The sequence below is a fragment of the Neobacillus sp. KR4-4 genome, assembly GCF_042136325.1.
Taxonomy (GTDB): Bacteria; Bacillota; Bacilli; order Bacillales; family Cytobacillaceae; genus Neobacillus.
This window is the reverse complement of sequence record NZ_JBHHJU010000034.1, coordinates 18109-43580: the sequence shown is the minus strand read 5'-3', so window position 1 is coordinate 43580 and position 25472 is coordinate 18109. Positions and strand designations below refer to the sequence as shown.

The following is a 25472-nucleotide window of genomic DNA, read 5'->3' as shown; positions in this document are numbered from 1 at the left end:
TATGACTTCCAGTCCTTTAGATCGAATAACTTCGCATCAAGCAGTAATGTTTATCACAAATTTTATTTTCGGTGCAGGGATTTTAACACTGCCCAGAACTACGACAGAAAAAATAAAGACTCCCGATTCTTGGATCGCCATAATTGTTAGTGGAGTAATTATTACTTTTGTAGCAGTAGTCATATTAAAACTATGCCAAAGATACCCGAATGAAACTTTCTATCAATTTAATCAAAAACTTCTTGGAAAATGGATAGGATCGCTGCTAAGTTTAACAGTTATCTGCTACTATATTGCGTTGTCCGCTTATGAGGTTCGAACTATGGCTGAAACTACCCGATTATTCTTACTTGAGGGAACTCCAACATGGGCTATCATGATGCCATTTTTGTGGATTGGTCTTTACTTAGTTCAGGGCGGGGTAAATGCCATTGCGCGGTTATTAGAAATTATTTTTCCAATTACGGTTCTGTTTCTCCTTATGGTCATGTTTTTAGGCATCGAATTATTTGAGGTGGATAACTTACGTCCGGTGCTAGGATCGGGGGTTAGACCTGTTTTGAAGGGGTTAACAACTTCCTCTCTTTCCTTTGCAGGCTTCGAAATTCTCCTCTTTATTTATATGTTTATGAAGGAAAAGACCAAGGTAACAAAAGTTCCATTACTTGGAGTTGGAATACCCTTTATCTTTTATACCATTACCGTGGTAATCGTAGTAGGTACCATGTCAGTAGACGCGGTGGTGACACAAACATGGCCTGTACTTACATTTATTCGAAGCTTTGAAATCAAAGGCCTTTTATTTGAACGATTCGATTCCCTCATTCTTGTCATTTGGATTATGCAAATATTCTCTACGTATGTCATTGCATTATTTATTGCTACTCTAGGATTGAATCAGATTTTTTCGAAAAATAGTTCCGCGTTTATTTATAGTTTAATGCCGCTCATTTATTTAGTTTCTATGATTCCTAAAAATATAAATGAGGTATTCAAAATGTCAGATGTGATTGGTAATTTCGCTCTTTATTTATTTTTTATTATGCCGATTGTCCTTTTCATTATCTCAAAGGTGAAGGAAAGAAAATATGAAAAAATGTAAGCCAAAACTGAGAAATTCATTTGTCTCGATCCTTTTACTTTTTCTGCTGTCAGGCTGCTGGAGCAGCAAGTCCATTGAAGATTTAAATATCGCTGTCGGCACAGCTGTAGATAAATCAAAAGATGGAAAAATACGATCGACTCTTCAATATGTAATACCAAATGCAATCGGTAGTTCAAATAACAAATTGCCACAACAAAAACCTTATATTAATGTCTCTGCGACAGGAAATTCACTAGAACCAATTGGTTGGGAAACGACCTTAAGAAGGGAAGGGTTTATTTCAGGGGCACATGAAAAAGCAGTGATTATTGGGCAAAGTCTTGCTCGTGAAGAGCCAATAAGAGAAATAACAGATTTGTTCTTTCGGGATATCGATATTAGAGGAAGTACCTTAGTTTTTATTTCTAAAGGAGCAGCCGCACGAACTCTAGAAGCAAAGGAACCAGAAGTCATTCCTGCTATGCGCTTGGTAGAAATTGCAGAACAGGAACTTACAACTAAAGCTTTAAGGCACATCTCATTAATGAAGATTTGGGGGAAATCGAACTCACAGACCAGCTTCCTTTTACAACTAATAGATATAAAAAAGGGAGAAATTGAATTTGATGGAGCGGCCGTAATCAAAGGAAGGACCAACAAGATGATTGGGATTCTTAATAAGGAAGAAATTGAAGGCATAAATTGGATAACAGGAGAGGGTAAAAGCGGAGCGGTAAAAGCCTACCAAAAAGAGTCGGATAAACCCACATATTATCAGATTCAGTCAATGAAAAGCAAAATTAAGCCGCATGTTACCGGTGGCAGAATTTCGTTTGATGTAAAAATTGAGTCAGAGGGAAGGATCGCTGAATATTGGAATCCTCACTTTAAACCTGCTTTTAAGAACAAAACTATTAAACAAATCGAAAATGCGACGGAGAAGGAAGTGCGACGCTTAGTAGTGAATACTACCAAAAAAATGCAAAAGGAATTGGGAGTGGATGTGGGGGGATTTGGCAATCAATTACGAATACAATATCCCAATGTCTGGAAAAACGTAAAGGGGAATTGGGATGAAAAATTTAGTGAGCTTCCGATTACCTATGATGTATCGATTACGATAAAGGATTACGGAATGATTGGTTCAAAGAAAAAATAAAGATAGTGGAATAAAATTTATATTTTTCTGTAACCTGCCTACTACAAGGCGGGTTATTCTTTTATATATAAACACTCATGCCAGCATCCAAGGAAGCCGACCTGTTCTTAATTATGTTTCGTATCGCTGGGCGATATAACTCTTGCAAATAAGTCATAAATCCTTCATATTTAATAGAAAAGGAGGTTCGATATGCGACGTGATATACAACCGAATGAACGTGCGTTCTCTTCCAAAGAAGCGGCAGAAGAAGTAGGGATTGCAACGCCCACTGTTCGAAAATATGGCCAAATCTTGGAGCGGAATGGATATGAGTTTTTGAAGGATGGCGATCGACGTATCTTTGTTCAATCCGATATAGGAGCGCTTATAGCGTTACGCGATACGGACAAGCCCCTGGACGATACAGCTAAAGAGATTGTGTATCAACAAAAAGAAAGATTAGAAGGATCCAATGAAACGGAGATTGTAGCACAGGAGATATTTGGAAATCTACCACAAGATCCCAAGCAATTAAAAGAGGTCTTAATGTTTGTAGTCAATGAACTTGCAGCTTCACGTGAAATGAATGTTCAATTGACAAACGATATGTCACAGCTGAAAACCTCGGTTTCCCGACTTCAGCAAGATCACCATGTTATCAGTTCTAGTATTGCAAATTCAGCGCAAAAAACGAATACTAAAATTGAAAAATTAATTGAACAACAAAATACCCATTACGAAACATTGCTGCTACAAGAAATACAAAAAAGTGAATCCTTACAAAAAGAGATACAAAATATACGGGACGAACTGGAAAAAGAATGGCGTTCACAAAATGATTTTAATAAACGTTTAGAAGAGGCTATTGAAAAACCTAGAGTAAAATGGGGAGGACTTTTATCGATATTTAGAAAATAAAGTGTCCTTTTAGGCTGCTCTAATGTCTTTTGTATCGCGGGGCGATATGCTGTTTGTTTCGTATCGCTAGGCGATATATTAAAGACCTTGGGTACCAACATAAAGAAGGACTAGAAGAGACCGTTGCGATACCCGATACAAATAAAATTTCACCCCACGACCTCATTCAATTAAAATTTCACTATTTTTCAAATTTCAACAAATTCCCGGGAAATATCTACAAATTCTGAAGTATATATCGACAAAGTTAGAAGCTATTATTTAATTTATATTTCTAGATGAATGGAAGGCATAATGTAATATCATTATTTCTCGAAAAAGCATCGAACCTTACTTAATCAGGTTTAGTGCTTTTTTATTTATGCTGTTATCGGCATCGTTGTTCGGACACGAGTGCCATTGATATCACGAAAGCTGTCCGAAGCTGACCGATGTTAGGACATGAGTGCCATTGATATCACGAAAGCTGTCCGAAGCAACCGATGTTAGGACATGAGTGCCATTGAAACTATGAAAGCTGTCCGAAGACGCCCGATGTTTGGACACGAGTGCCTTTGAAACTATGGAAACTGTCCGAAGATGACCGATGTTTGGACACGAGTGCCTTTGAAGTCACGGAAGCTGTCCGAAGACGATTGATGTTTGGACATGACTCCCTTTGAAACTATGAAAGCTGTCCGAAGACGACCGATGTTTGGACACGAGTGCCTTTGAAGTCACGGAAGCTGTCCGAAGACGATTGATGTTTGGACATGACTCCCTTTGAAACTATGAAAGCTGTCCGAAGACGCCCGATGTTTGGACACGAGTGCCTTTGAAACTATGGAAACTGTCCGAAGACGACCGATGTTTGGACACGAGTGCCTTTGAAACTATGGAAACTGTCTGAAGACGCCCGATGTTCGGACACGACTCCCTTTGAAATCGCGAAAACTGTCCGAATGGGCCACAAATCAAATACAGCAACAACGTTTACTATAAGAGCTTTATTTATTTTCTCAGTGCTGCTTTCTAGATATGAAATTTACTATTGTCTTAGACTGGTGGACATGATAGAATCTGAATATTATAAATTTTCAAAAGTTATATCGATAAAGGAAATCGCTTTCTTAATTGTTCATCGAGAAACTACATAAATAGTGGAATATTTTGGGGAGGATTACAGATGAGAAAGAGTTTAGCATTAGTATTGTGTGGATTATTATTGTTACTTTCCGCGTGCAGTGGGGGAAGTAAGGAAACAGGAGGAGAGGAAAAAGAGAAAGTTGTAAAAATAGGAATTACGCAAATTGTTGAACATCCGTCTCTTGATGCAGCTCGTGAGGGTTTTATCGCAGCACTGAAGGATGCCGGCTATGAAGAAGGAAAGAATCTGAAGCTTGATTATCAAAATGCTCAGGGGGACATGAACAATAATACGTCCATTGCCCAAAATTTAGTCGCAGACAAGAATGACCTTATTTTGGCTATTGCCACAGCTAGTGCTCAGGCGGTGGTCAATCAGACGAAGGATATTCCAACCTTATTTACTGCGATTACCGATCCAGTCGGAGCCGAGCTTGTCCAAAGCTTAGAAAAGCCAGGCGGGAATGTGACAGGTACATCTGATACACATCCTGACGCTATAAAGAACACGATTGCCGCAATTAAAACCTTTATTCCTGATGCCAAGAAAGTAGGCATCATATATAACAATGGAGAACCCAACTCTGTTGTAAATGTAAAACATGCGAAGACAGCAATAGAGGCAGCCGGACTGGAGGCAGTTGAAACCACGATAACAGCTAGTTCTGAAGTAAAGCAGGCGGCCGAGTCAATGGTAGGTCGTGCAGACGTATTATACATTCCAAAGGATAATACCGTTGTTGCTGCCCTTGAGTCAGTTATAACTGTTGCCAATGCCAAGGATATCCCAACCTTTGTTGGTGAAGGTGATTCTGTAAAACGTGGAACATTCGCATCTTATGGATTTGACTATCACGATTTAGGCTACACTACCGGTAAAATGGCAGTGGAAATTCTCAAAGGAAAAAAACCAAGCGAAATTCCTGTTGGCTTCCCGGAAAACCTTGAACTATTCATTAACAAAAAAGCAGCCCAGGAAGAAGGAATTACCCTAACAGAGGAGATGCTTAAGGACGCAAGAATAGTAGGAGAATAAGACCCTGCGATTATCTGTAACCTGCCATAAACATGGCAGGTTTTTTTCCAGGGGCTTTTTTTATAAAGATATTTCATTATTAAAAAAATTTTCATAATTATATTGACATTCTCTTTATCCGATGATAAATTTTAAAACATAGTTAACCAATCGGAATAATGTATATGCCGTACAGACAACTGTAGGCCTTGCTTCGCTTCTAAAGCGTGCAAGGCCTTTTTTGTTAAAAAAAAGGAATTATCATTTCATTTCGATCATTTTTTAGTGTCGCTCATGCCTTAATTGGTTGGACCACTGGACGTTCAACCAGTATTAAAATTCAATAAAGGAGATGGTATAAATTGTCACACAAATTCTTAATTCATCACATCGGGGATTCCGTTGGAGTTGCCATTGCGGACATTTCTGCAGAAGAGGCTGTACAGGGAGTTTATTTAGAGGATGATTCTACCATTCTAATAAACTCCAAACATGATATTCCTCTAGGACATAAGATTGCGCTAGAAGATATTACTAAGAACAGTAAGGTGATTGAGTACCGCGTGCCAATCGGCATTGCAACCGAAGAAATTAAACAAGGAAGTTATGTTCATACACATAACCTAAAAACGGCGAGGTGGTAAAAATGGAAAATACTATTTGGGGTTACCGTAGAGAAAATGGAAGAGTTGGTATTCGGAATCATGTAGTGATCCTGCCTGTGGATGATATCTCCAATGCTGCAGCAGAAGCAGTAGGTAGAATTGTGCCTGGGACATTAGCAATTCCGCATGCATACGGCAGATTGCAATATGGACCTGATCTTGATTTATTTTTTAATACAATGATTGGCAATGGTGCGAATCCAAACGTGGCGGCCGTTATCGTAATTGGGATTGAGCCAAAGTGGACCGAGCGAATTGTAGAAGGAATTAAGAAGACAGGAAAACCTGTAGCGGGTTATTCTATCGAGCGATATGGTGATTTTTCCACAATTGAGAGGGCAGCAAGAACAGCCCAAAAATTCCTCCAACAGGCTTCTGAAATCCAAAGAGAACCTGTTGAGCTTTCTGAAATTCTAGTAAGTATCAAATGCGGCGAGTCAGATACGACGACAGGATTAGGGTCTTGCCCAACGGTAGGAAATGTAGTAGACCGGTTAGTCGACGGAGGAGGAACGGTATTTTTTGGTGAGACTTCGGAATTAACCGGGGGAGAACATTTAATCGTTGATCGTTGTGAGACACCTGAAGTAAAAGATAAGTTTTTAGACATTTACAATAATTATATAGAAGAAATTGAATCAAAAGGTGTTGACCTGCTAGGAAGTCAGCCGACAGAAGGGAATATTAGGGGGGGACTTACCACTATTGAAGAAAAAGCCCTTGGTAATATTGAAAAAACAGGCACGAAAAAAGTAGTCGATGCATTAGGTCCTGCAGAAGCACCGACAAAAACCGGCTTGAATTTTATGGATACTTCATCTGCTGCCGCCGAGTGCATAACTTTAATGGCAGCCGGAGGAGCAGTTGTCCATTTCTTCCCAACAGGCCAAGGTAATATTATTGGTAATCCAATCGTACCTGTAATAAAAATCTCAGCGAATCCAATTACGGTTGAGACGATGTCAGAGCATATTGATGTGGATGTGACCGGTTTGTTAAATCGGGAATATAACCTTCAACAAGCTGGGGATCAATTATTACAAATGTTAATTAGAACTATTAACGGACGTTTAACCGCTGCTGAAAGTCTCGGACATAGAGAATTTGTCCTTACTAAACTTTATCGTAGTGCTTAAGTGAGGCGAAAATGAAAATAATTATCTCAGAAAAGATGTCTTCTTCCGGTATTTCTCTGCTAAACATCATGGGACAAGTAGTAGAGATCCCAGATTTATGGGCAAATAAAGAGATGTTAATTAATGAAATAATAGATGCTGATGCTTTAATAGTCAGAAATCAAACCAACGTTGACCAAACAGTGATCTCTGCTGCAAAGAAGCTGAAGGTAATTGGTAGATTGGGAGTGGGACTTGATAATATTGATCTTCAAGCAGCGAACCAGCGAAAAGTTAAAATTATTTCTGCCCTAAATGCTAACTCCATTTCTGTTGCTGAGTACGTAATGTCCGCAATTTTGAATGCTAATCGGTCACTTTCTAGAGCGGCTGAAGACGTAAGTAGTGGGAATTGGAACAGACAACGATTTACTGGAAATGAGATATACGGAAAAACGTTAGGTTTAGTTGGAACTGGCGATATAGGTCATAGGCTTGCGAAGCGTGCCTTAGCATTTGGTATGAAGGTAGTTGGTTATGATCCCTATTTACATGATTTAAGTTTCCCGTTTGTCGAAACAGGAATCGAAAAGCTTCCATTTCATCAATTACTTATCGAGTCCGATTTCATTAGCATACACACTCCATTAACACTAGATACACGTTCGATGTTTAGTTCGTCAGAATTTAATTTAATGAAAAAAGAGGCCTTTCTTATTAATACATCTCGAGGCGGGATTGTAAACGAACATGCTCTATTAGAAGCAGTTGAATCAGGGGAAATTGCAGGAGCCTATTTAGATGTTTTAGATAAAGAACCTGTGGAACCTGACCATTTTTTATTAAACAATAAACGTATTATCATCACTCCGCATATCGCCGGGTTAACAATGGAATCACAAGAGAGAGTTACTAATATGATCTGTGAGGAAGTAGTAAAAGTTCTTAAAGGGGTAGATTCCCTGATGGTTGTAAAATAATCGTTAATTAAAAGGCAGTGATGGCATTGGTGATATACCAACCGGAGCATTTAAAAGAATTTATAGTAAATGTATTAAAAAGTCAACATGTGAATCAGGCCGATGCAGGTGTTGTGGCAGACTCTTTAGTGAGAGCAGACCTGGAAGGGGTCAGCAGCCATGGCATTAGCAGGTTGGCTATTTATTCTAAAAGAATGGAGGAAGGACGGATTAATCCGACCCCTTCCATTTCGATTCAGAAAAAGGCGTTATCGGTCTTATCTGTAGATGGTGACAATGGTCTGGGACAGGCAGTTGCTTATCACGCTTTAAAAGAAGGGATAGCGCTTGCAAAAGAAACAGGAATCGCTGCCATTGGAGTCAGAAATAGCAATCACTTTGGCACTGCTTCTTATTACTGTCAATTAGGCTGTAAAGAAGGTCTGGCAACCATTGTTATGACCAATTCTCCACCAGGAATACCGCCTTGGGGAGGAAAAGAAGCATTTTTTGGCACCAACCCAATTGCTTTTGGCTTTCCTGTAAATAATCAACCCGATTGTATCATCGATATGTCTGCAAGTGTAGTGGCAAGAGGAAAAATTATCTCTGCGGCTAAAGAAGGAAACTCCATTCCGAAAGGCTGGGCCATCGATCAACATGGGGAGGATACCGAAGATCCAAAGGCGGCTTTACTTGGGGCTGTACTTCCTTCCGGAGGAGTAAAAGGATACGGCTGGGCTCTTGCTGTTGAGATTCTTTCAGGAATTTTAACACGAGCAGCATATGGTCCAACTGTAAACAGTATATATGAAGATTCGCATGACATAGCAAACGTTGGCCATTTCTTTCTCTTGATTGACATTGAAAAGTTCCTTCCGCTCCATAATTTTTCAGAAACGTTGAAAACCATGTTATCTCAAATCAAGGATAGTCCTAAAAAAGAAGGAGTCGAGTCGATTCTTTATCCAGGAGAACGCAGGGAAAAGTCGTACAATGAAAGATTGGAGTCAGGCATTAGTTTATCCGCTGAAGTTAGAAAAGAATTAAAGGCACTTGCAGAAAAGTTCAAATTGGATATTCCCGGTGGATTTGATGTTTAAGCAACTAAAGTTTGATCGTTCAACTGTTCCAAGTAAGATTGTGGAGGAATTTAAGCGTCTCATCAAAAGTGGAGAATTAAAGCTGGGAGAAAAATTGCCAGCTGAAAGGGAGCTGTCACAATGGCTTAATGTAAGCAGAAACACAATAAGAGAATCCTATAAAATTCTCTCGACATTGGGATTAATCGAGATCAAGCACGGACAAGGTGCTTTCGTAATGAATGAAAATAGTAATTTGCATTCAATGACCGATCATTTGTTTGTTAGGACCGACCAATTTGCGGATTTGTTTGAAATTAGAAAACTTATTGAGACACAAGCGGTGGTATGGGCAGTCGAGAGAGCATCTGATAAGCAGGTAAATGAATTATATCAGTATGTGGTAGACACTATCCAGCTGATAAAGGCGGATAAAGTAGAAAGGTCAAGTTTGTCAAAAAGAGACCAGGAATTCCATTTAATAATCCTAAAACTTTCACATAATGCATTAGCACTTCGCATGATGATAAATCTTACTGGGCAGCTCCGATCTATGAGAAAGGAAACTGCTAAAATACCAGAACGTATCCAATATTCTTGGAATGAACATGTAAAAATAGCGGAAATGATAAAAGCACGTAATGCTGAAAAAGCAAGAGAATATATGGAGAAACATTTAGAAAGTGTTGAACAGACGTTAAAAGTTGGAACACAGGAAGGAGAGATCTAATGCAAATAAAGTTTATTTCTCCGGACAGAATTGGTGCCATTATCTCAATCATTTTAGGGTGTTTGTCCATCGTTGAATCTATTAGACTTTATCCCTATGGAAACAAAATACTGACTGGGGACCACACTTTTCCCGGATTAATAGGTGTTCTCCTTGTTATCGCTGGAGGAATCCTTCTATTTGAACGAACGAGCAAAGAGAAGACTAAACCTGTCCTGCCTAGAGGAAGAACCGCTTTTATAATGATTGTATCTATCGGCAGCTTATTTATCTATTGTCTTTTAATCGAATACATTGGTTATTTTTTCAGTACAATGATCACATTTATATACATGATTAAAATAATCGGAAATTATCGGTGGATTTTCTCAATACTTATCTCGGTAGTCCTTACTACTGCTTTGTACTTATTATTTATTGTCTTGTTGAAAACACCCTTTCCGAGTAACAATTTACCTTTCTAGAAGGGGGAAGTATAGAAATGGAATCCATCATGTATCTTTTACATGGACTGACTGAAGTCCTTACCCCTTTCAATCTATTGATTGTAGTATTGGGTTCGCTGCTTGGAACACTTGTCGGAGTTCTTCCAGGACTTGGACCAACATCAGCAATTGCCATCCTTTTGCCAATGACAACTATTCTTGATCCTGCACAAGGAATTATGATGATGGCAGGAATATATTATGGATCCATGTATGGGGGATCTACGACGGCCATTTTAATGAATATACCTGGCGAAGCCTCTTCCGTACCCACCACCTTGGATGGATACCCAATGGCAAAATTGGGGAGAGGGGGAGCGGCACTTGGTGTTGCTGCCATAGGCTCCTTCATTGCAGGAATAATTGGACTAATTGGTCTTGTTTTATTTGCTCCTATCTTGGCAGATCAAGCGTTAAAGTTTGGACCGCCGGAGTACTTTACCTTAATGCTCATTGCCTTATTGATTTTATTCAATTTAACTGGCTACTCTTTTGCGAAGTCAATGATTATGGGCTTGTTTGGGTTTTTAATCTCGTTGGTCGGGATCGGCATTTCAAGCGGTATGCCAAGATTTAATTTTGGGGTGGGTGCTCTGACTGGCGGATTCGAAATGATTAGCGTGATTATTGGATTATTTGCCATAACAGAAGTGTTAAAAGGACTTGAGGAAAAACGGGTTAGCATAAAACATGAAAAAATAAAAAATGCCTATCCAAATAAGGCGGATATGAAAATGAGTTTATTTCCTATCCTAAGAGGAAGCCTGCTTGGTTTTATTCTAGGAATTTTACCAGGAGTATCGGCCACAATTACTTCTTTCCTTTCCTATGACTTGGAAAAAAAGGTTTCAAAGAACCCAGAAAGATTTGGCAAAGGTGCGATCGAAGGGGTCGCAGGTCCAGAATCAGCTAATAATGCAACAAGCTCAGGAGGTTTCATCCCCTTGTTAGCATTAGGTATTCCGGCATCACCACCTCTAGCTATTTTATTAGCGGCATTAATGATCTATGGATTAACGCCAGGACCAGTTCTTTTTGAACAAAATAGCCAGCTGGTGTGGACGGTTATTGCTAGTATGTTTGTTGGAAATATTATTCTACTTATCTTAAATCTCCCATTGATTGGGCTATGGGCAAAACTTACAGAGGTGCCCTTTGGGATTTTAAGTCCTATGATTTTGATGGTTAGTGTATTAGGTGCTTACTCTGTTCGAAACAGTATGTTTGATGTGATTGTAGCAATAATTTTTGGAATATTAGGATATCTGTTTCATAAATATCAGTGGCCCATCATCCCTTTTGTTTTATGCTTAGTCTTAGGCCCAAAAATGGAAAGTTCATTTATCCAATCGCTTGAAATATCATCAGGAAATTTGTTGATCTTTTTCCAAAGGCCCATTTCATTAACATTACTTCTATTAGCAGGGGTATTAATGATCATCTCTATCTTTTTAATGAAACGGACAAAAAAGCGTATCATGCAGGAGACAGGCGGCCAAATGGAATTTTAATAATATAGAATGAGAGGTACTAATATGAAGAAGTTTTATTCTGCCATTTTTTCCACTTTATTGCTCTTAATGGTGTTTTTGACAGGCTGCTCTAACGATACTAAAACTGCATCGGTTAGTGAAAAGAAGGCGGATTCCTATCCAACAAGACAAATCGAACTGGTTGTTCCATTTGCAGCAGGTGGCGGTGTGGACTTAGCAGCTAGAGCCGTAGCCGAACATTTGAGCAAAGAATGGGGGCAACCTGTTGTAGTTACCAACAAGCCAGGCGGCGGCGGAATTATTGGGGCTCAATATGCACTAAAAGAAGCTAAAGCGGATGGTTATACTGTGCTAGTGAATAATAACTCCGCAACAACGATGTATGAAGCAGGAAATTCAAAGCCAATATTAACAGCAAAAGATAATAAATTTACTTCCCGGGTTGCGGAAGGAACATTAGCTTATGCTGTAAAATCAGATGCGCAGTGGAAGAGTTTTAAAGAATTTACAGAGTGGGTTAAGAAAAATCCTGAAAAATTAACTTGGGCAAGCGTAGGACCAGCTGGTTTTTCAGCCTTTGGTGTTGCCGAATGGCTTGATTCTATTGGTGTAGATTATAAAAAAACGAATATGGTCTCATCCGAAGGTGCGAGTGACTCAGCAGCAAAAGTAGCAGGGGGTCACGTCGTTTTAGCTGTACACACGGTGGGAGAATTGTATTCTCTTGCAGAGTCAGGAAAAATTAAACTTCTGGCAGTTCAATCGTCAGAACGGAGTCCAATTTTCCCAGAGGTTCCCACAGTGGAGGAGGAAGGATATAAAGGATTGACGGTGAAATGGTGGGCCGGATTATCTTTTGCCGCGGGCACTCCTGATGACATTGTGAAAAAGTGGGATTCTGCTATAGCAAAAATGGAAAAGGATGAGCAATTCTTAAATGAATTAGAGAAAATTAAACTGGAGCCATCTTACTTAAACTCTAATGACTTTACGAAAGCCGTCAAAGAGGAAACAGAAAAATACACGCAATTAGCTGAGACGACTGGGATCCGAAAATAAACCCATCGGTGTTCACATGAAAAACATAGAGAGGCTTCTCATTAATCCAATTTTTGAGAAGCCTCTTTTTTCACTTTTTAACATCAAAATGCCAATCTATTACGTTTTCTTGTCAAGTAAAGTTTGTGTATTTGGAACTGGACAAGGAGCCCAACTCATCCCCAAAAACAGGCAAAAAGTTCTACAACTTTTAATATCCCCTTAATTTTTGCTTAAAAACCATTCCATTGTCTTGATGAGAAAGAATCATATTTTCCGCATCTTCCTCCTAAAAAATCCTAATTTCAAAAATAAATAGAAAGAAAGTACTAGAAAAAAACGTACTCCAATCCGGGGTGATTTGAATGTTGAATGAACCTATGATAAAAAAATAGATAGGAATATACTTCCAACGTAGTGATAATGTTCTGGAAAAAGTGATAAATCGATTCCAGGGCAAACTATAGGTAGAGGAGATGGAGAACAAGTGGCTGGACAAATTCGTATGACCCCTGCAGAGTTAAAAGCTAAAGCAACTCGCTATGGGCAAAGTTCACAACAAATTGAGCAAATTTTAAGAGACTTAACAAATTTACAAAATGAACTTCGTGGTGAATGGGAAGGCCGTGCCTTCCAAAGATTCGATGATCAGTTTAACCAATTGAAGCCAAAGGTACAAAATTTTGCTCAATTGATGCAAGAAATCAACACACAATTGAACAAGACAGCGGATGCAGTTGCTCAACAAGATGAGCAATTATCACAAAATTTTGGGCTTAATTAATCCGATTGCCTGACATCTGGAAGATTAACATTGGATCAGTGGAATAAGTCATTCGGGACTAGTTCCCAATAAATCAAAAGCCACGCGACAATCGTTGTGTGGCTTTTATTCTTTATTTGTCGTAAAATGCAAATTTAAAAAATTCCCAACATATTAATTTGTTTTTATATAAAAATAGAAATCATTTCTTTATTACTATTAAAAATTTCAGGGGTTGAGTAAATGAAAAGGATTGAGCGGGGTGCCTTGTTATTTATAGTTTTGATCCTTGCATTATCTTCGGGCATCTCTTATCTGGCATTGAATCAAGTTTCCAATAGCAAAGCCAGTACTGATGAGCAGAAAATGACTGTAGCATTGGTTAATGAAGATCAAGGTGCTCAATTTAATGATAAGAACTATGAATTCGGTGCTGAATTCATCAAGAACATTGAGAAAGATGATACACATGACTGGTATGTTGTCAGCCGTGGAGTCGCTGAAAGCGGCCTTGCGCGGAATGTCTACAACATGATAATTGTCATTCCGAATGATTTTACAGAAAAGGCATTATCAATTGATTCGAAATCGCCAGAACAGGTGGTATTGAACTACAAAATTAATGCTTCGGAAAACAGCAATATAAAAGCAAAAGCCGAGAAAACGGCGAGCGCAATCTTAGGAGATTTTAACCGCCAAATTATTGATGTCTATTTTGCCAGTGTCATCGGCAATTTACATGATGCTCAGGACAATATTGGTACATTGGTAAATAAGGAGCAAGTATATACGAACTTCTATAATCAATCGATCCATCGTCCCTTAGCCGGTTACACCAATCAGTTTGGAGCAGTTGAGAGTAACACAGTGATATCGAAAGAGAGTTTTACGGGCTTACAGAATCTATTAAAGGGGTTCACAACTAGTTTGGGTGAGGATGTAACCGCGAGTCATACCTACCAATCCAGCTTAGTGGATTTTACGAAACTTAAAGGGGCAAATGGCCTTTTAACTAAAGATTTCTCCGGTCGGCTTAATATGTTAGGTCGTGAAATGAATCATAGCGATGTCATGCAGCAATTAGATTATTTAACGTCAGCCAATAAGGCGATTAACGATCAGTTTCACAAAAATGATGATCAATCCGCGACAATATTAACCGAATCAGTTGCCCTTCAAACATACTTAAAGAACACGAAGGATAAAATGGATCAAATGAATACAGAGCTGTCGGAAACATTGGCATCAGATATGCAGCAAGCAATTACCGACAAGCTTAAAAGCGAGATAAAAAATAGTTCCGGTAAGGAGCAAAATGTATCCTTAAATCATATGTTTGCGGCTCCAGATAAAAATGCTCGGGAAACATTACAGAAGCAAATTGATCAGTTGCCAACAATGGATAGTAAGGATTTAGACGGCTTAGGTTTAAGTAATCAAACGATTACACAGCTGAAAAATGTCATAGCTGTAACCAATAAATACAATCAAGAGTTTGGTTATACTCCCAATCGCGTTGCAAATGGGATACCTTTGTCAAAAACGGTAGAACAATTAAAAAGTGATTTAATGACAAAGGGGGTAACTCTGTCAGATACCGTACACTTGGATAAAAATAAAAAGAACGGGCAGGAATTTACCCTTTCGATTCCAAAAGAATTTGAGATTAAGAGAGTGTTATTAACATTACCAAATAGCGAGGAAATGGATTATACTGAGCCATTTCTCCATAAAGATAAAATTAAACTTCCTTCAACAGATAAAGGGCAATTTACTGTGAAGGTTAATGTGGCACTTCATAATATGGATGCAATCCTTGATGTATTCCAGCCGATTACATGGAGTTGGGAACTTGATCAGAAGGATATTACCGATGTAGATCAACCAGAAGAGCCAGATCAACCAGAACAGCCAGAACAACCGCAAACAACACAGGCAAATTCAGCTAAACTTGATAAGGAAGCAAATCCATCCGTATCGTCCGAAGAAAGTGAATTGACAGTCGCAGCTGAAGAGCCGAGCGAAGGTACAAGTGATGAAAAGCCGGTCGATACACAAAACGTGACTCAATCAAATGACAATGATAACGAAAGTATTATTGAGAGATTGGAAATTTTAAATAACCATATTACCCACCAAGTGATGTCACCTCTCACTGGGGACTCAACCAATGTTCTAATCAATGCTTCCAGTGATACCGTCAGTGATTTCCATAAGTTAATGACGCTGTATAATTTATACTTTGGCATGGGCATGGAGTTATTTAATCGTCCGGACCTAGTAAATGATTTGAATCAAACCAATCTTACCGAAATGGCAACAGTAGATTCTCTTTATTATTTATTTAATAAGCAAGACATTGTGGATGTATTAGCCGCTTATGTTGCTGAACAAATTACAGAGGAAATTCGCGGTCAAACAGAAGATGTAAAAGGCAAAATAGATGAATATATGCTGCTAGTTGATAATGCCAATCAAAATGCAGCGCAGATGTCGGAAAAGATAAAGGAAACAACGGCACAAGCAGAAACTTTAAATACGAATCTTTCAGAGACGTTAAAAGATTTGGGAGCATGGCGTGAAGCTAGTCTTAATTTACAAACGGAACAAGCAAAGGTTTTACTGAATGGGGATGAAGAACAACAGATCGTTTTATCGATAGGAAATGAATTTAACTCGCTGCTTGCTGCAAGTCAATCCCTTGCGGATCAGTCAAAGTCTAATTTAGCTTCCGCTGATTCGGTTTATCGAACCTTCGATACGATCGATCGGCAAGCGAAGGAAATTCAAGCCAGTGGTACGAATTTAGTAAAACAGGCCGGGGACCTTTCGAATAATTTAACAACTAAATTGGCAGAGGATCAAAACTTTGCCGGCAATTTCGCAGGAGTGCTGGCCAATAGCCGCATAGGTGACCGTCCGAATGAAGAGTTGTTAAGCTTTCTTTCAAATCCGGTCGAAACCAAGAATGCTGGAGTCATCGCTGCAGGTGATACCTTTACACCCTACTTTGTTGTTTTGATTTGTTTTATTGTCGCGTTATTTACCGCTTATGTTCTCTCTAATCATGAGCGAAAACGTCAACAAGATGATACATTTGCAGGTGAAAAATCTGTAGTCGTCAATAATATACCGCTTACCATTATAACGGTAAGTATTGGTCTCATCGAGGGAATCGTAATTGGGCTGCTGTCTGCCTATATGCTGCAAATGAGTGAAGGGGAGTTCCTGCAATGGACCAGTTTAATCACGTTAATTATGGTCACACAGCTCTTGGCAGCATCATATTTATTACGGCAGTTGAAAATGGCCGGTATGTTTATCCTTTTGGTGATTTTGAGCCTCTATTTATTCCTAACAGAGGCGCTCGGGCGTCACTTTGATCAATTCTCTGCCGCTGCGGCATTAAGAGACTACTCACCTTTGCAATACATTGAGACGTTATTAATGAACTTTGGAAGTGGAACAGCTGAAACGAAGTGGATTATTTTTGGCTTAGCAGCCTTAACTGTTGTCAGCATAGTTGGTCATTTGTTTGTCACTAATCGGTCCGTTAAAAGCGAGGAGGTTCATCATGAAGGAATTAGTGAAGCTCTTTAGCGTTATCGCTGTTCTTGCAGGCTTTCTAATGATGTTCTCACTCCAGCCTTTAGCAGATGAAACCCTTGACCATAGCGGGAAAATCCGATTACAAACGGATCGGATTGGCCAAGATGCAGTTGATAGGAAGACATTAGACACTCAGGATTATCAAGAAACAGAATTGGAAAGATTGGCACCTGACCTGTTCAAAGAACAAACTCAGACTGCCTTTAAAACGAAACAAATCGAACTGGAACAATCTACTTCCGATTTACAACAAGGGCTTTTTGTTACGCCGAGTAAGTCTGATATTACCTTGAAGCAAACCGAATCAGCATTGTTTTCAAGTGATTATTCCGTTCAATATAATACAGCTTCCGCCCAGAACGAGCTGGATGATGAACATGATGGTTTTCTAAACACTAAAACAATCACGGCATTTTTAGGAATGGTCGTGATTGGCTGCGGCAGTTTTTTGACAATGATGAGAAAAATGCACGGTTAAAGGAGGGAACATCATGTCTAGTCAAACACATGTTAACGTGACCGTTGATTTTAGCAGATGGGGCCAAGGGCAATATGACGTAAGAATCCCTGCTCATCAACCGATGAAACAACTGCTGGTGAACTTGGCCGAATCCTTAAAACTGGATCTTGCTAGAGCACCTCTTTTTGCAGTAAAGCTCTCTAATAAGGAACTCTTATTGGCAGATGACGACCGGCTTATCGATTACCCGGTAACCAATGGAGACCTTTTACTAGTCTTATAAGTATATAGAAACAGGCCTGTCTGATGGGAAGATAGCGCCTGTTTCTTAAAAGGAGTTAGAACCCATGAATGAAAAAAGCATCCAATTGGAGTCCATGACATACAAGTTTCTCATTCTTAATAATAAATGGCAGCTCGACTTGCCGAAATCCCAAACACGAGTCAAAGATGTACGCCAATTGGCTTTAATTAACCATGACTCAGATTTATTCGTTCCTGCAATCGTTGAAGAAGGAGACGACAAGTTTACCTTCTCATTTGAAGTCGATCCACGGGCTCACACATGGGATGACATACAAAAGCTAAGCAGAAAAGAAAAACTACGCCTTTTGTGTAATCTTGCTCGATTCAGAACAATCCTAACCACGCGCATGACCTTCTTCTTACATCCCGACAATCTGATTTTTGATGAGAATCTTTTACCATCAATCGTGTTTCGCGGAATCCGGGAGTTAATTCCCCCATTTGAACTGAATGAAGATAAACTTATTCTCCAATATAAATGTATCATTATCGCATTATTTTCAAAAAAGTATACCTACGATGACCTCTATTCTGGTTCATTAGCAAATGCCAAGGATTCTGCGTTTGAACGTCAAGTGGGTGAACTTCAGGAATTCACTTCTTTAGTCAAATTTTTGGAAGAACAGTACACTAAGGAAAAGCAGGAGTTAGAAAAAAACATAGTAAATGTACCGAAAAAGAAGTTTCGCCTTTATAAACAATTAACTTTTAGCATGATTGCACTGGTCGTTATATTGGCTGTGCCGCTCGTCTATTTTTGCTTTGTAAAAACACCTTTCCAGAAAGATCTCCTCGAAGCAGATCGTCATTTTTTATCTATAGATTATGGGAATGTCATTAATGATTTAGAAGATCAAACACCAGAAAAATTACCAGATACGAGTAAGTATGTTCTTGCGTATTCCTTCATTAAAACAGAAAAGCTTTCTGATGATCAGAAAGAGGTAATCTTGAAAAATATTAGTATAAAAAGTGATCCTAACTATTTATTGTATTGGATTTACAATGGCCGGGGTGATTTTGCTAGGTCTATCGATCTTGCAAAGTATATTGATGATCCCCAATTAATTATGTATGGACTGATTAAGCAAATAGAACAGGCAAAAAATGACCCTGATTTAAGTGGGACAGCACGTGAAAAGAAAGTTCAAAAATATCAAGACCAATATGATACATATGCTGACAAATATGGTCTGGAATCCATACTAAACCCGCAGAACTGAGGGAGAGAAAGATGACACAACGATTATTACTTCTGAGTTATAAAGATCATTTGCATAAATGCCATTTAACGATAAATGAACCAAAAACAATAACAGTTGGAAATGATCTTTCCAATACGATGACATTTATCGATTTACATCCAGGATTGTCCATTATGTGGGATGGTGCTGTGTGCACAATCGGTAAACAACAGCTCCGGGTAAACGAATGCCTTACATTTAACACTCATGATGATGCCATCCGGATGTATTTGATGGAAGAGACTGAGAGGTGTGTATACGATACAACACAAAACTTTAGTATTACATTTGGTGCTAATGATTACGATGATGTAAGAATCGAGAGCCAAACACTGGATTTTGTACTTATTCGTGAGAAGTTAGGAGATCCTTTTAAACTTGAAGTCTTTGAAGGTGAGGTTTACCACAATTATATTCGAACAAAGGGTGTAGTTCAGCTAGAACCAGGAGACCAGCTTTTTTTTGAAGGAATGATGATGAAGCTTGGCCAGGACGAACTTGAAATTCTCGGAGCAGAATCAATCATCGGAACTAAATTAATTCGTTTATTTGACCTTGACCAGAAATTCGGCAGTCATTACCCTGATTATCATCGGTCACCAAGGATTATCTACCGTGAGCCTGAGGAAAAACAAAAAATTGCTAACCCCTCTAATAAGCCTGGAAAACCGAGTGAACAACTGGCACGGGTGATCGTTCCGCCGCTGGTGATGATTGCAGCAATGATATTGGTTTCATTATTTATGTCAAATGGGTTTTATATCATCATTATGCTTGCCATGACAGTAACCACGGTCATTTTTTCCATCACATCCTATCTGAAAAGTCTGAAGAAATACCGTATGGATATTAAAGAGCGGGATACAAGCTACCGAGAGTACTTGAAACAAAAAACACAGCAATTATATCAGGTAAGTGAAGAGCAGCGGCATGCACTCCATTATCATTTTCCAGACGTACAGCAATTACGGGATATGGCCATGAAAGTGAATTCCCGCGTTTATGAAAAGACCAGCTTACATCATGACTTTCTTATGTATCGTCTTGGATTGGGCCGGATTGATTCAAGCTTCGAGATTGAGTTTAATATCGAGGAGTTTACCCTTGTAAAGGATGAATTGGTGGATGCAGCCCGCCAGCTTCGAGCTCAGTACCTCACATTAGAGGAGGTCCCGGCAGCGACGTCACTTATAAACGGACCTGTTGGATACATCGGGCAGCGTTCGCTCGTGCTTGAACAGTTACAAATGCTGGTGATGCAGACGTCTTTATTTCATAGTTACCATGATGTGCAGTTTGTCACGATCTTTTCGGAAGAAGAAAAGGAAAAATGGGAATGGATGCGCTGGCTCCCGCATGCTAGTTTACGAGAGCTAAACGTAAGGGGATTTGTTTATCACGAAAGATCCCGTGATCAAGTGCTTAACTCACTTTATCAGATTTTAAAAGCACGCAAGCTCGCGATTAATGAGAAAAGTAATAAGAGTGAAAAAATGTATTTTACTCCTCACTTTGTGGTGCTGATCACAGATGAAAAGATGGTCTTGGATCATTCTGTGATGGAATATTTTAATGAAGACCCAAGTGAATTAGGCGTCTCCCTTGTGTTCGTCCAAGATGTTATGCAGTCTCTTCCTGAACATGTGAAAACGGTCATTGATATTCGTGATGCCTCAACTGGAGTGATAATTCTTGAGAAGGGTGAATTGGTCAATCGGAGATTCACACCGGATCAATTTCCGGAAGATTTTAATAAAGAAGATTTCTCTCGCGCGCTGGCATCGCTTAATCATCTGCAAAGTCTAAAGAATTCAATACCAGAAAGCGTAACTTTTCTCGAAATGTACGGTGTAGAGAAAGTGGAGGAGCTCAGTATTGAGTGGCGTTGGCCTAAAAATGAAACCTATAAAAGCCTGGCTGTTCCACTAGGATTGCGGGGGAAAGAAGATCTTGTCAATTTGAACCTCCATGAAAAAGCACATGGACCGCATGGTTTAATCGCGGGAACAACTGGTTCTGGGAAATCAGAAATTATTCAGTCGTATATTCTTTCGCTTGCGGTAAACTTTCATCCGCATGAAGCTGCGTTTTTGCTCATTGATTACAAAGGCGGAGGAATGGCCAATTTATTTAAAGATCTCCCGCATTTATTAGGAACGATTACAAATTTAGACGGTACGCAATCGATGCGTGCACTTGCTTCGATTAAAGCAGAATTACAAAAGCGCCAGCGTGTATTTGGCGAGCATGATGTCAACCACATTAATCAATATCAAAAGCTCTATAAATCAGGTGAGGCAAGTGAACCGATGCCCCATTTATTCTTAATCTCAGATGAATTCGCCGAACTCAAATCCGAGCAGCCTGAATTCATGAAAGAACTGGTTTCCACAGCCCGTATTGGCCGCTCACTTGGAATTCATTTGATTCTGGCTACCCAGAAACCCAGTGGTGTTGTGGATGACCAAATATGGTCCAACTCTAAATTTAAACTTGCACTCAAAGTACAAAACGCCAGTGATTCGATGGAAATCTTAAAAACGCCGGATGCTGCGAATATTACACTGCCTGGCCGTTCTTATTTACAAGTAGGGAACAATGAAATCTATGAACTTTTTCAAAGTGCGTGGAGCGGTGCCGATTATATCCCGAATAAAAATGAACAAGACTTACTGGATACGACCATTTATGCCATTAATGAGCTTGGACAATACGACATCCTCTCGGATGACTTAAGTGGTCTATCGAATAAGAAGGAGATAACAAAGGTTCCAACCGAACTGGATGCAGTTGTGGATTATATCCATGCCTATGCAGCGGAAAATCGTATCGCGGATCTGCCTAGACCATGGCTGCCGCCGTTAGAAGAGCGGATTTTCCTTTCTGATTTTGCTGAGATGAACTACAAAGAGGCATGGTATGGAGACAAGAAACCGTTGGAGGTGACCTTTGGCTTTGTAGATCTCCCGGAAATGCAGGCCCAAAATCCACTTACCTTAAATCTTACGAAGGATGGTCATATGGCTGTCTTTTCTAGTCCAGGGTATGGGAAGTCGACCTTTTTGCAAACTGTGGCCATGAATATTGCTAGACAACATAGTCCTAAACGAGTCCACTTTTATTTGATTGATCTCGGAACGAATGGGCTGCTGCCATTGAGGGAACTTCCGCATACAGCAGACACGATTATGGGGGATGAAGAGATAAAGTTAGGAAAGCTTTTCCGCCGCCTGCAGCAGGAATTGAAAGAACGTAAGCAAAGATTAAGTAAATATGGTGTCGCTAATATTAAAATGTATGAACAAGTAAGTGGTGAAGAGGTTCCAGTTATTCTTTTAATTATTGATACGTTCGATTCCATTAATGATGCTGCCTATCGAGATGATTTTGAAAAAATGGCTGCGCAGATTGCCAGGGAAGGTGTTAGTGTAGGAATTCATATGGCTATTAGTGCGGGACGTCAGAGTGTGCTGAGAGCCCCTGTTCTTGCCAATATTAAACATCAAATCTCTTTATTTATGATTGATGGAATGGAGTCTCGTAATATTGTGGGAAGAACGGATTTACAAATTGAAGAAGTTCCTGGAAGAGGCTTGGTCAAATTAGAACAGCCAACATTATTTCAAACGGCATTACCTGTCAAAGGTGACGACACGCTCTCGATTATTAATCGGATACAAGAAGAGAGTAAAGAGATGCGGAATGCCTGGCATGGGGAACTGCCATTACCAATTCCTATGGTTCCAGATGTTATTGAGTTTACTTCTTTTATTGAAAAACAAGAGACGAAAGCGATCGTAAACAATGGCGGTATCCCGTTTGCTGTCGATTTTGAAAATGTAGAGCCAATGGAGTTATCTGTCATAGAAGACCAAAACACATTAATCTTAAGCGATCGCATGGACGCTGTTGAACAAACATATCTAACACTGATTTCCAGTATCTCGATTAATCAGCACATTGATGTGGGATTAATCGATAATGTTTCTTCGAGATTTAGAGTTTATAAGGAAAATGTGAATCTATACGCAGATCATGCAGAAACAATGGATGTCTTTGTAGAACGGCTCCAGCAACTATTTGAGACAAGGGAAGATGCCTTCCGTCAAGTGCAAACAGCTACTAACGGACGGGCAACAAGGAATGATTTCCTTAAGGAAATTCGCCCAATGATTGTCTTTATCACGGATGTCTCATTCATCATCGAATCGATGTCGTTTACTAGCCAATCGATGCTGGCTAATCTGATTGATACGGGTGCGAGAACAGGAATTTATTTTGTGATCGGAGCCGTCCATGGCGCATTAGAAAGACAATACGACGATATCGCCACAACAGTGAAGAAACAAAAGGCAGGAATTTTAATTGGAAGAATTACGGATCAGAGCATCCTTGAGGTCTTGAGTCGTCCTTATAAAGAGCAAAACCTACTTCCTTATGAAGCTTACTACATTAGACAAGGCAAGGCAGAGAAAATCAAAATTGCGGCTCCATACGTAAATAGAGAGGAAGTGAATGTCCATGTTTGATTGGTTTAAAAGTGATACGGAGAAAAAAAGAGATGATTATTATGAGCTATATGAAAAGCTCAAGAGTGCCATTTCGGAACACGATCATAAGGTTTCAGAAGCAAATCAAGCGTACAGTTCCTATCTAGGTACGATTCCGTATCTATCTCATTCAGATATACCTTCAAATGATTTTGAAATCAGCAGGGAAGAGGTAACGGAAAAGTTAAAACAGTATTTTCAAGCAGATCAAGAAAAGCGGAGTTCACTGGTTTCAGCGAAAAATAAGGCATATGAACGATATGTTCATTATAAGGATTTGGCCATTAAAGAGGCGGAAGCGGAAAGAGTAAAAAGAGAAAAGGAATTGAAAGAGCTACAGGAGAGATTGGAGCGATTGATCAGTGGGGACCGTTAAAATTGATGGGGATAAGGTAAATGAAGCGAAGGCTGCGGCGAAGGCGTTAGAGCAATCGATTGAACAAACCTATGAATCTTGTGAACAACTAATTTCTTACCTGCATTCGGCTAAATGGAGCGGGAAATCTAGAGATTCCTTCTTAAGTTATCTAGAAATCATTCAGAAATATCATCATGATCTAAAATCTGCCGTCGCAAAACAAACAACAGCGTTAAACAACCTTGATGGCTACTTCGATGATTTCCTTAAAGACGGCTCAGTAAGGGAAGTGAAGAATTTATGATGGAACGTTCAACAGATACGTTTTCAGTGGCTGAATTATACCTATTAGCGGCAGCTTTTGGTGGGAATGTTCTTTTTGGTTTACCTGAGAAAGTAGTTTACCAATTAAAAGGCGAAGAAGTCTTTAAAGAGGCCCATGACCGGCTGATTGAGAAGAAAATCATCACACCGGAGGGAAAGATAACAAGATCAGGTGCACTAATTATCCAAACCATAGAATTTTATCATCAAAGCCAGAAATACGTTCGTATCAATAATCTTCTCTTTGCCTTCCGTGAACGTGAAAGAGACGAGGTTATTGTGCTGGTAGAGTTGGAGAGACAAGGGTCTTATCAGTTACGTATCACCTCTAAAGCAACACTTCTAAAAATGTTATGTGAACAATTTCCGGTGATGGTAAGAGAACCGGTTGAAATGGAAAAAGCGTTCCTAAAAAAAGAATTATCCAATCAAGAAAGACGCGAGACAGAGAGTTTTGAGCCGGAAGAGATGTTTATGAATTTAGAATTCCTCCATCTTAAGGAAGAACATAAAGACCGATTTAATTGGCACTATTATCAGCAGTGGCTCATCTTTACGAAAGACGAAAAGTTAATCATGGTCGATACGGTAAATAAAAAATATTACCATGCTAGTCAATATTGGTTTTTGAAGGTCCTATTTGACGAAATGGATTTCCCTTATAAGGAGGAGAAGTCATATGCTTAAAGCTGATGGGGGCGGTTCCAGCCTGCTCATCAATGTAAATCCTGATGAGATGACAACAATTTTCACCTTATTACAAGCAATTATTACGGAACTGGAGACTAATGCCGCCCCGAATATTGAAAAGCTCGGAAGTCTTGATTATTACACAGAAGGAAAAGCAAAAAAAGCCATGGAAGTATATGCGGAGGCGAATCAGAAAGTAATGGATTTATATGACAACTACTCCAGAGCGGCTGCGTTGGTGATTGATATCCTAAATACGATGATGCAGGCAGACGAAGCGATTGCTGAGCAAATCATTGCGAAACTGGGGGTATAATT

Annotated in this window: 22 protein-coding genes; all 22 read left to right on the top strand. The window is 39.4% G+C overall.

Translation table 11 applies throughout. The features are described from left to right. The first annotated feature begins 1 nt into the window (after position 1). Positions 2–1102, top strand: a complete 1101-nt coding sequence (locus ACE198_RS24575; RefSeq protein WP_375377386.1) for a GerAB/ArcD/ProY family transporter — start codon at positions 2–4, stop codon at positions 1100–1102. Then, complete coding sequence (locus ACE198_RS24570) at positions 1089–2243, top strand: Ger(x)C family spore germination protein (protein ID WP_375377385.1); 1155 nt, start codon at positions 1089–1091, stop codon at positions 2241–2243. The genes ACE198_RS24575 and ACE198_RS24570 overlap by 14 nt, the downstream gene beginning before the upstream one ends. Before the next feature lie 192 nt (positions 2244–2435). Beyond that, positions 2436–3143, top strand: coding sequence for a hypothetical protein (locus ACE198_RS24565; protein WP_375377384.1), 708 nt, complete (start codon positions 2436–2438; stop codon positions 3141–3143). A 1165-nt stretch (positions 3144–4308) separates the two neighbouring features. Next, positions 4309–5304: an ABC transporter substrate-binding protein gene (locus ACE198_RS24560; protein WP_375377383.1), complete on the top strand. Its 996-nt coding sequence runs from the start codon at positions 4309–4311 to the stop codon at positions 5302–5304. Positions 5305–5645: 341 nt separating this feature from the next. Then, a complete protein-coding gene (locus tag ACE198_RS24555; RefSeq protein WP_375377382.1) occupies positions 5646–5927 on the top strand; it encodes a UxaA family hydrolase in 282 nt (93 codons plus the stop codon). A 2-nt stretch (positions 5928–5929) separates the two neighbouring features. Continuing rightward, on the top strand, positions 5930–7084 hold the full coding sequence (locus ACE198_RS24550) for a UxaA family hydrolase (RefSeq protein ID WP_375377381.1): 1155 nt from the start codon (positions 5930–5932) through the stop codon (positions 7082–7084). 11 nt (positions 7085–7095) lie between these two features. Next, entirely contained in the window at positions 7096–8043 is a 948-nt protein-coding gene (locus ACE198_RS24545) for a hydroxyacid dehydrogenase (protein ID WP_375377380.1), read from the top strand. A 20-nt stretch (positions 8044–8063) separates the two neighbouring features. Continuing rightward, entirely contained in the window at positions 8064–9125 is a 1062-nt protein-coding gene (locus tag ACE198_RS24540; protein ID WP_375377379.1) for an Ldh family oxidoreductase, read from the top strand. Then, entirely contained in the window at positions 9118–9834 is a 717-nt protein-coding gene (locus ACE198_RS24535) for a FadR/GntR family transcriptional regulator (RefSeq protein WP_375377378.1), read from the top strand. Before ACE198_RS24540 ends, ACE198_RS24535 begins: the two co-directional genes overlap by 8 nt. After that, a complete protein-coding gene (locus tag ACE198_RS24530) occupies positions 9834–10298 on the top strand; it encodes a tripartite tricarboxylate transporter TctB family protein (protein ID WP_375377377.1) in 465 nt (154 codons plus the stop codon). The genes ACE198_RS24535 and ACE198_RS24530 overlap by 1 nt, the downstream gene beginning before the upstream one ends. Before the next feature lie 17 nt (positions 10299–10315). Next, positions 10316–11830 carry a tripartite tricarboxylate transporter permease gene (locus tag ACE198_RS24525; protein ID WP_375377376.1) on the top strand — a complete coding sequence of 505 codons (1515 nt, stop codon included), beginning with the start codon at positions 10316–10318 and terminating at the stop codon, positions 11828–11830. Between the two features lie 24 nt (positions 11831–11854). After that, positions 11855–12871 carry a tripartite tricarboxylate transporter substrate binding protein gene (locus ACE198_RS24520; protein ID WP_375377375.1) on the top strand — a complete coding sequence of 339 codons (1017 nt, stop codon included), beginning with the start codon at positions 11855–11857 and terminating at the stop codon, positions 12869–12871. Positions 12872–13337: 466 nt separating this feature from the next. Then, positions 13338–13634, top strand: coding sequence for a WXG100 family type VII secretion target (locus tag ACE198_RS24515; RefSeq protein WP_026565218.1), 297 nt, complete (start codon positions 13338–13340; stop codon positions 13632–13634). Between the two features lie 222 nt (positions 13635–13856). Then, positions 13857–17213, top strand: a complete 3357-nt coding sequence (gene esaA, locus ACE198_RS24510; RefSeq protein WP_375377374.1) for a type VII secretion protein EsaA — start codon at positions 13857–13859, stop codon at positions 17211–17213. Beyond that, positions 17188–17700, top strand: coding sequence for a type VII secretion protein EssA (gene essA / locus ACE198_RS24505; protein WP_375377373.1), 513 nt, complete (start codon positions 17188–17190; stop codon positions 17698–17700). The genes esaA and essA overlap by 26 nt, the downstream gene beginning before the upstream one ends. A 13-nt stretch (positions 17701–17713) precedes the next feature. After that, positions 17714–17965: an EsaB/YukD family protein gene (locus tag ACE198_RS24500; RefSeq protein ID WP_375377372.1), complete on the top strand. Its 252-nt coding sequence runs from the start codon at positions 17714–17716 to the stop codon at positions 17963–17965. Between the two features lie 64 nt (positions 17966–18029). Beyond that, the gene (essB, locus tag ACE198_RS24495) at positions 18030–19211 is read left to right on the top strand and encodes a type VII secretion protein EssB (protein ID WP_375377371.1); all 1182 of its coding nucleotides are present in this window, start codon (positions 18030–18032) and stop codon (positions 19209–19211) included. Positions 19212–19222: 11 nt separating this feature from the next. After that, complete coding sequence (gene essC / locus ACE198_RS24490; protein WP_375377370.1) at positions 19223–23761, top strand: type VII secretion protein EssC; 4539 nt, start codon at positions 19223–19225, stop codon at positions 23759–23761. After that, positions 23748–24158, top strand: coding sequence for a chorismate synthase (locus tag ACE198_RS24485; RefSeq protein WP_375377369.1), 411 nt, complete (start codon positions 23748–23750; stop codon positions 24156–24158). The genes essC and ACE198_RS24485 overlap by 14 nt, the downstream gene beginning before the upstream one ends. Further along, positions 24145–24444: a WXG100 family type VII secretion target gene (locus ACE198_RS24480; RefSeq protein ID WP_375377368.1), complete on the top strand. Its 300-nt coding sequence runs from the start codon at positions 24145–24147 to the stop codon at positions 24442–24444. The genes ACE198_RS24485 and ACE198_RS24480 overlap by 14 nt, the downstream gene beginning before the upstream one ends. After that, positions 24441–25151, top strand: coding sequence for a DUF5081 family protein (locus ACE198_RS24475; RefSeq protein WP_375377367.1), 711 nt, complete (start codon positions 24441–24443; stop codon positions 25149–25151). The genes ACE198_RS24480 and ACE198_RS24475 overlap by 4 nt, the downstream gene beginning before the upstream one ends. Next, positions 25144–25470, top strand: a complete 327-nt coding sequence (locus ACE198_RS24470) for a hypothetical protein (protein WP_375377366.1) — start codon at positions 25144–25146, stop codon at positions 25468–25470. Before ACE198_RS24475 ends, ACE198_RS24470 begins: the two co-directional genes overlap by 8 nt. Positions 25471–25472: the final 2 nt, after the last annotated feature.

Excerpts from the sequence above, each read along its gene's own strand:
- ACE198_RS24500 (WP_375377372.1), top strand. The coding sequence starts at position 17,714 with ATGTCTAGTCAAACACATGTTAACGTGACCGTTGATTTTAGCAGATGG.
- ACE198_RS24565 (WP_375377384.1), top strand. The coding sequence starts at position 2,436 with ATGCGACGTGATATACAACCGAATGAACGTGCGTTCTCTTCCAAAGAA.
- ACE198_RS24560 (WP_375377383.1), top strand. The coding sequence starts at position 4,309 with ATGAGAAAGAGTTTAGCATTAGTATTGTGTGGATTATTATTGTTACTT.
- ACE198_RS24475 (WP_375377367.1), top strand. The coding sequence starts at position 24,441 with ATGATGGAACGTTCAACAGATACGTTTTCAGTGGCTGAATTATACCTA.
- ACE198_RS24520 (WP_375377375.1), top strand. The coding sequence starts at position 11,855 with ATGAAGAAGTTTTATTCTGCCATTTTTTCCACTTTATTGCTCTTAATG.
- essB (WP_375377371.1), top strand. The coding sequence starts at position 18,030 with ATGAATGAAAAAAGCATCCAATTGGAGTCCATGACATACAAGTTTCTC.
- ACE198_RS24470 (WP_375377366.1), top strand. The coding sequence starts at position 25,144 with ATGCTTAAAGCTGATGGGGGCGGTTCCAGCCTGCTCATCAATGTAAAT.
- ACE198_RS24535 (WP_375377378.1), top strand. The coding sequence starts at position 9,118 with ATGTTTAAGCAACTAAAGTTTGATCGTTCAACTGTTCCAAGTAAGATT.
- ACE198_RS24485 (WP_375377369.1), top strand. The coding sequence starts at position 23,748 with ATGTCCATGTTTGATTGGTTTAAAAGTGATACGGAGAAAAAAAGAGAT.
- ACE198_RS24530 (WP_375377377.1), top strand. The coding sequence starts at position 9,834 with ATGCAAATAAAGTTTATTTCTCCGGACAGAATTGGTGCCATTATCTCA.
- ACE198_RS24540 (WP_375377379.1), top strand. The coding sequence starts at position 8,064 with ATGGCATTGGTGATATACCAACCGGAGCATTTAAAAGAATTTATAGTA.
- essC (WP_375377370.1), top strand. The coding sequence starts at position 19,223 with ATGACACAACGATTATTACTTCTGAGTTATAAAGATCATTTGCATAAA.
- ACE198_RS24575 (WP_375377386.1), top strand. The coding sequence starts at position 2 with ATGACTTCCAGTCCTTTAGATCGAATAACTTCGCATCAAGCAGTAATG.
- ACE198_RS24570 (WP_375377385.1), top strand. The coding sequence starts at position 1,089 with ATGAAAAAATGTAAGCCAAAACTGAGAAATTCATTTGTCTCGATCCTT.
- esaA (WP_375377374.1), top strand. The coding sequence starts at position 13,857 with ATGAAAAGGATTGAGCGGGGTGCCTTGTTATTTATAGTTTTGATCCTT.
- ACE198_RS24525 (WP_375377376.1), top strand. The coding sequence starts at position 10,316 with ATGGAATCCATCATGTATCTTTTACATGGACTGACTGAAGTCCTTACC.
- ACE198_RS24550 (WP_375377381.1), top strand. The coding sequence starts at position 5,930 with ATGGAAAATACTATTTGGGGTTACCGTAGAGAAAATGGAAGAGTTGGT.
- ACE198_RS24545 (WP_375377380.1), top strand. The coding sequence starts at position 7,096 with ATGAAAATAATTATCTCAGAAAAGATGTCTTCTTCCGGTATTTCTCTG.
- essA (WP_375377373.1), top strand. The coding sequence starts at position 17,188 with ATGAAGGAATTAGTGAAGCTCTTTAGCGTTATCGCTGTTCTTGCAGGC.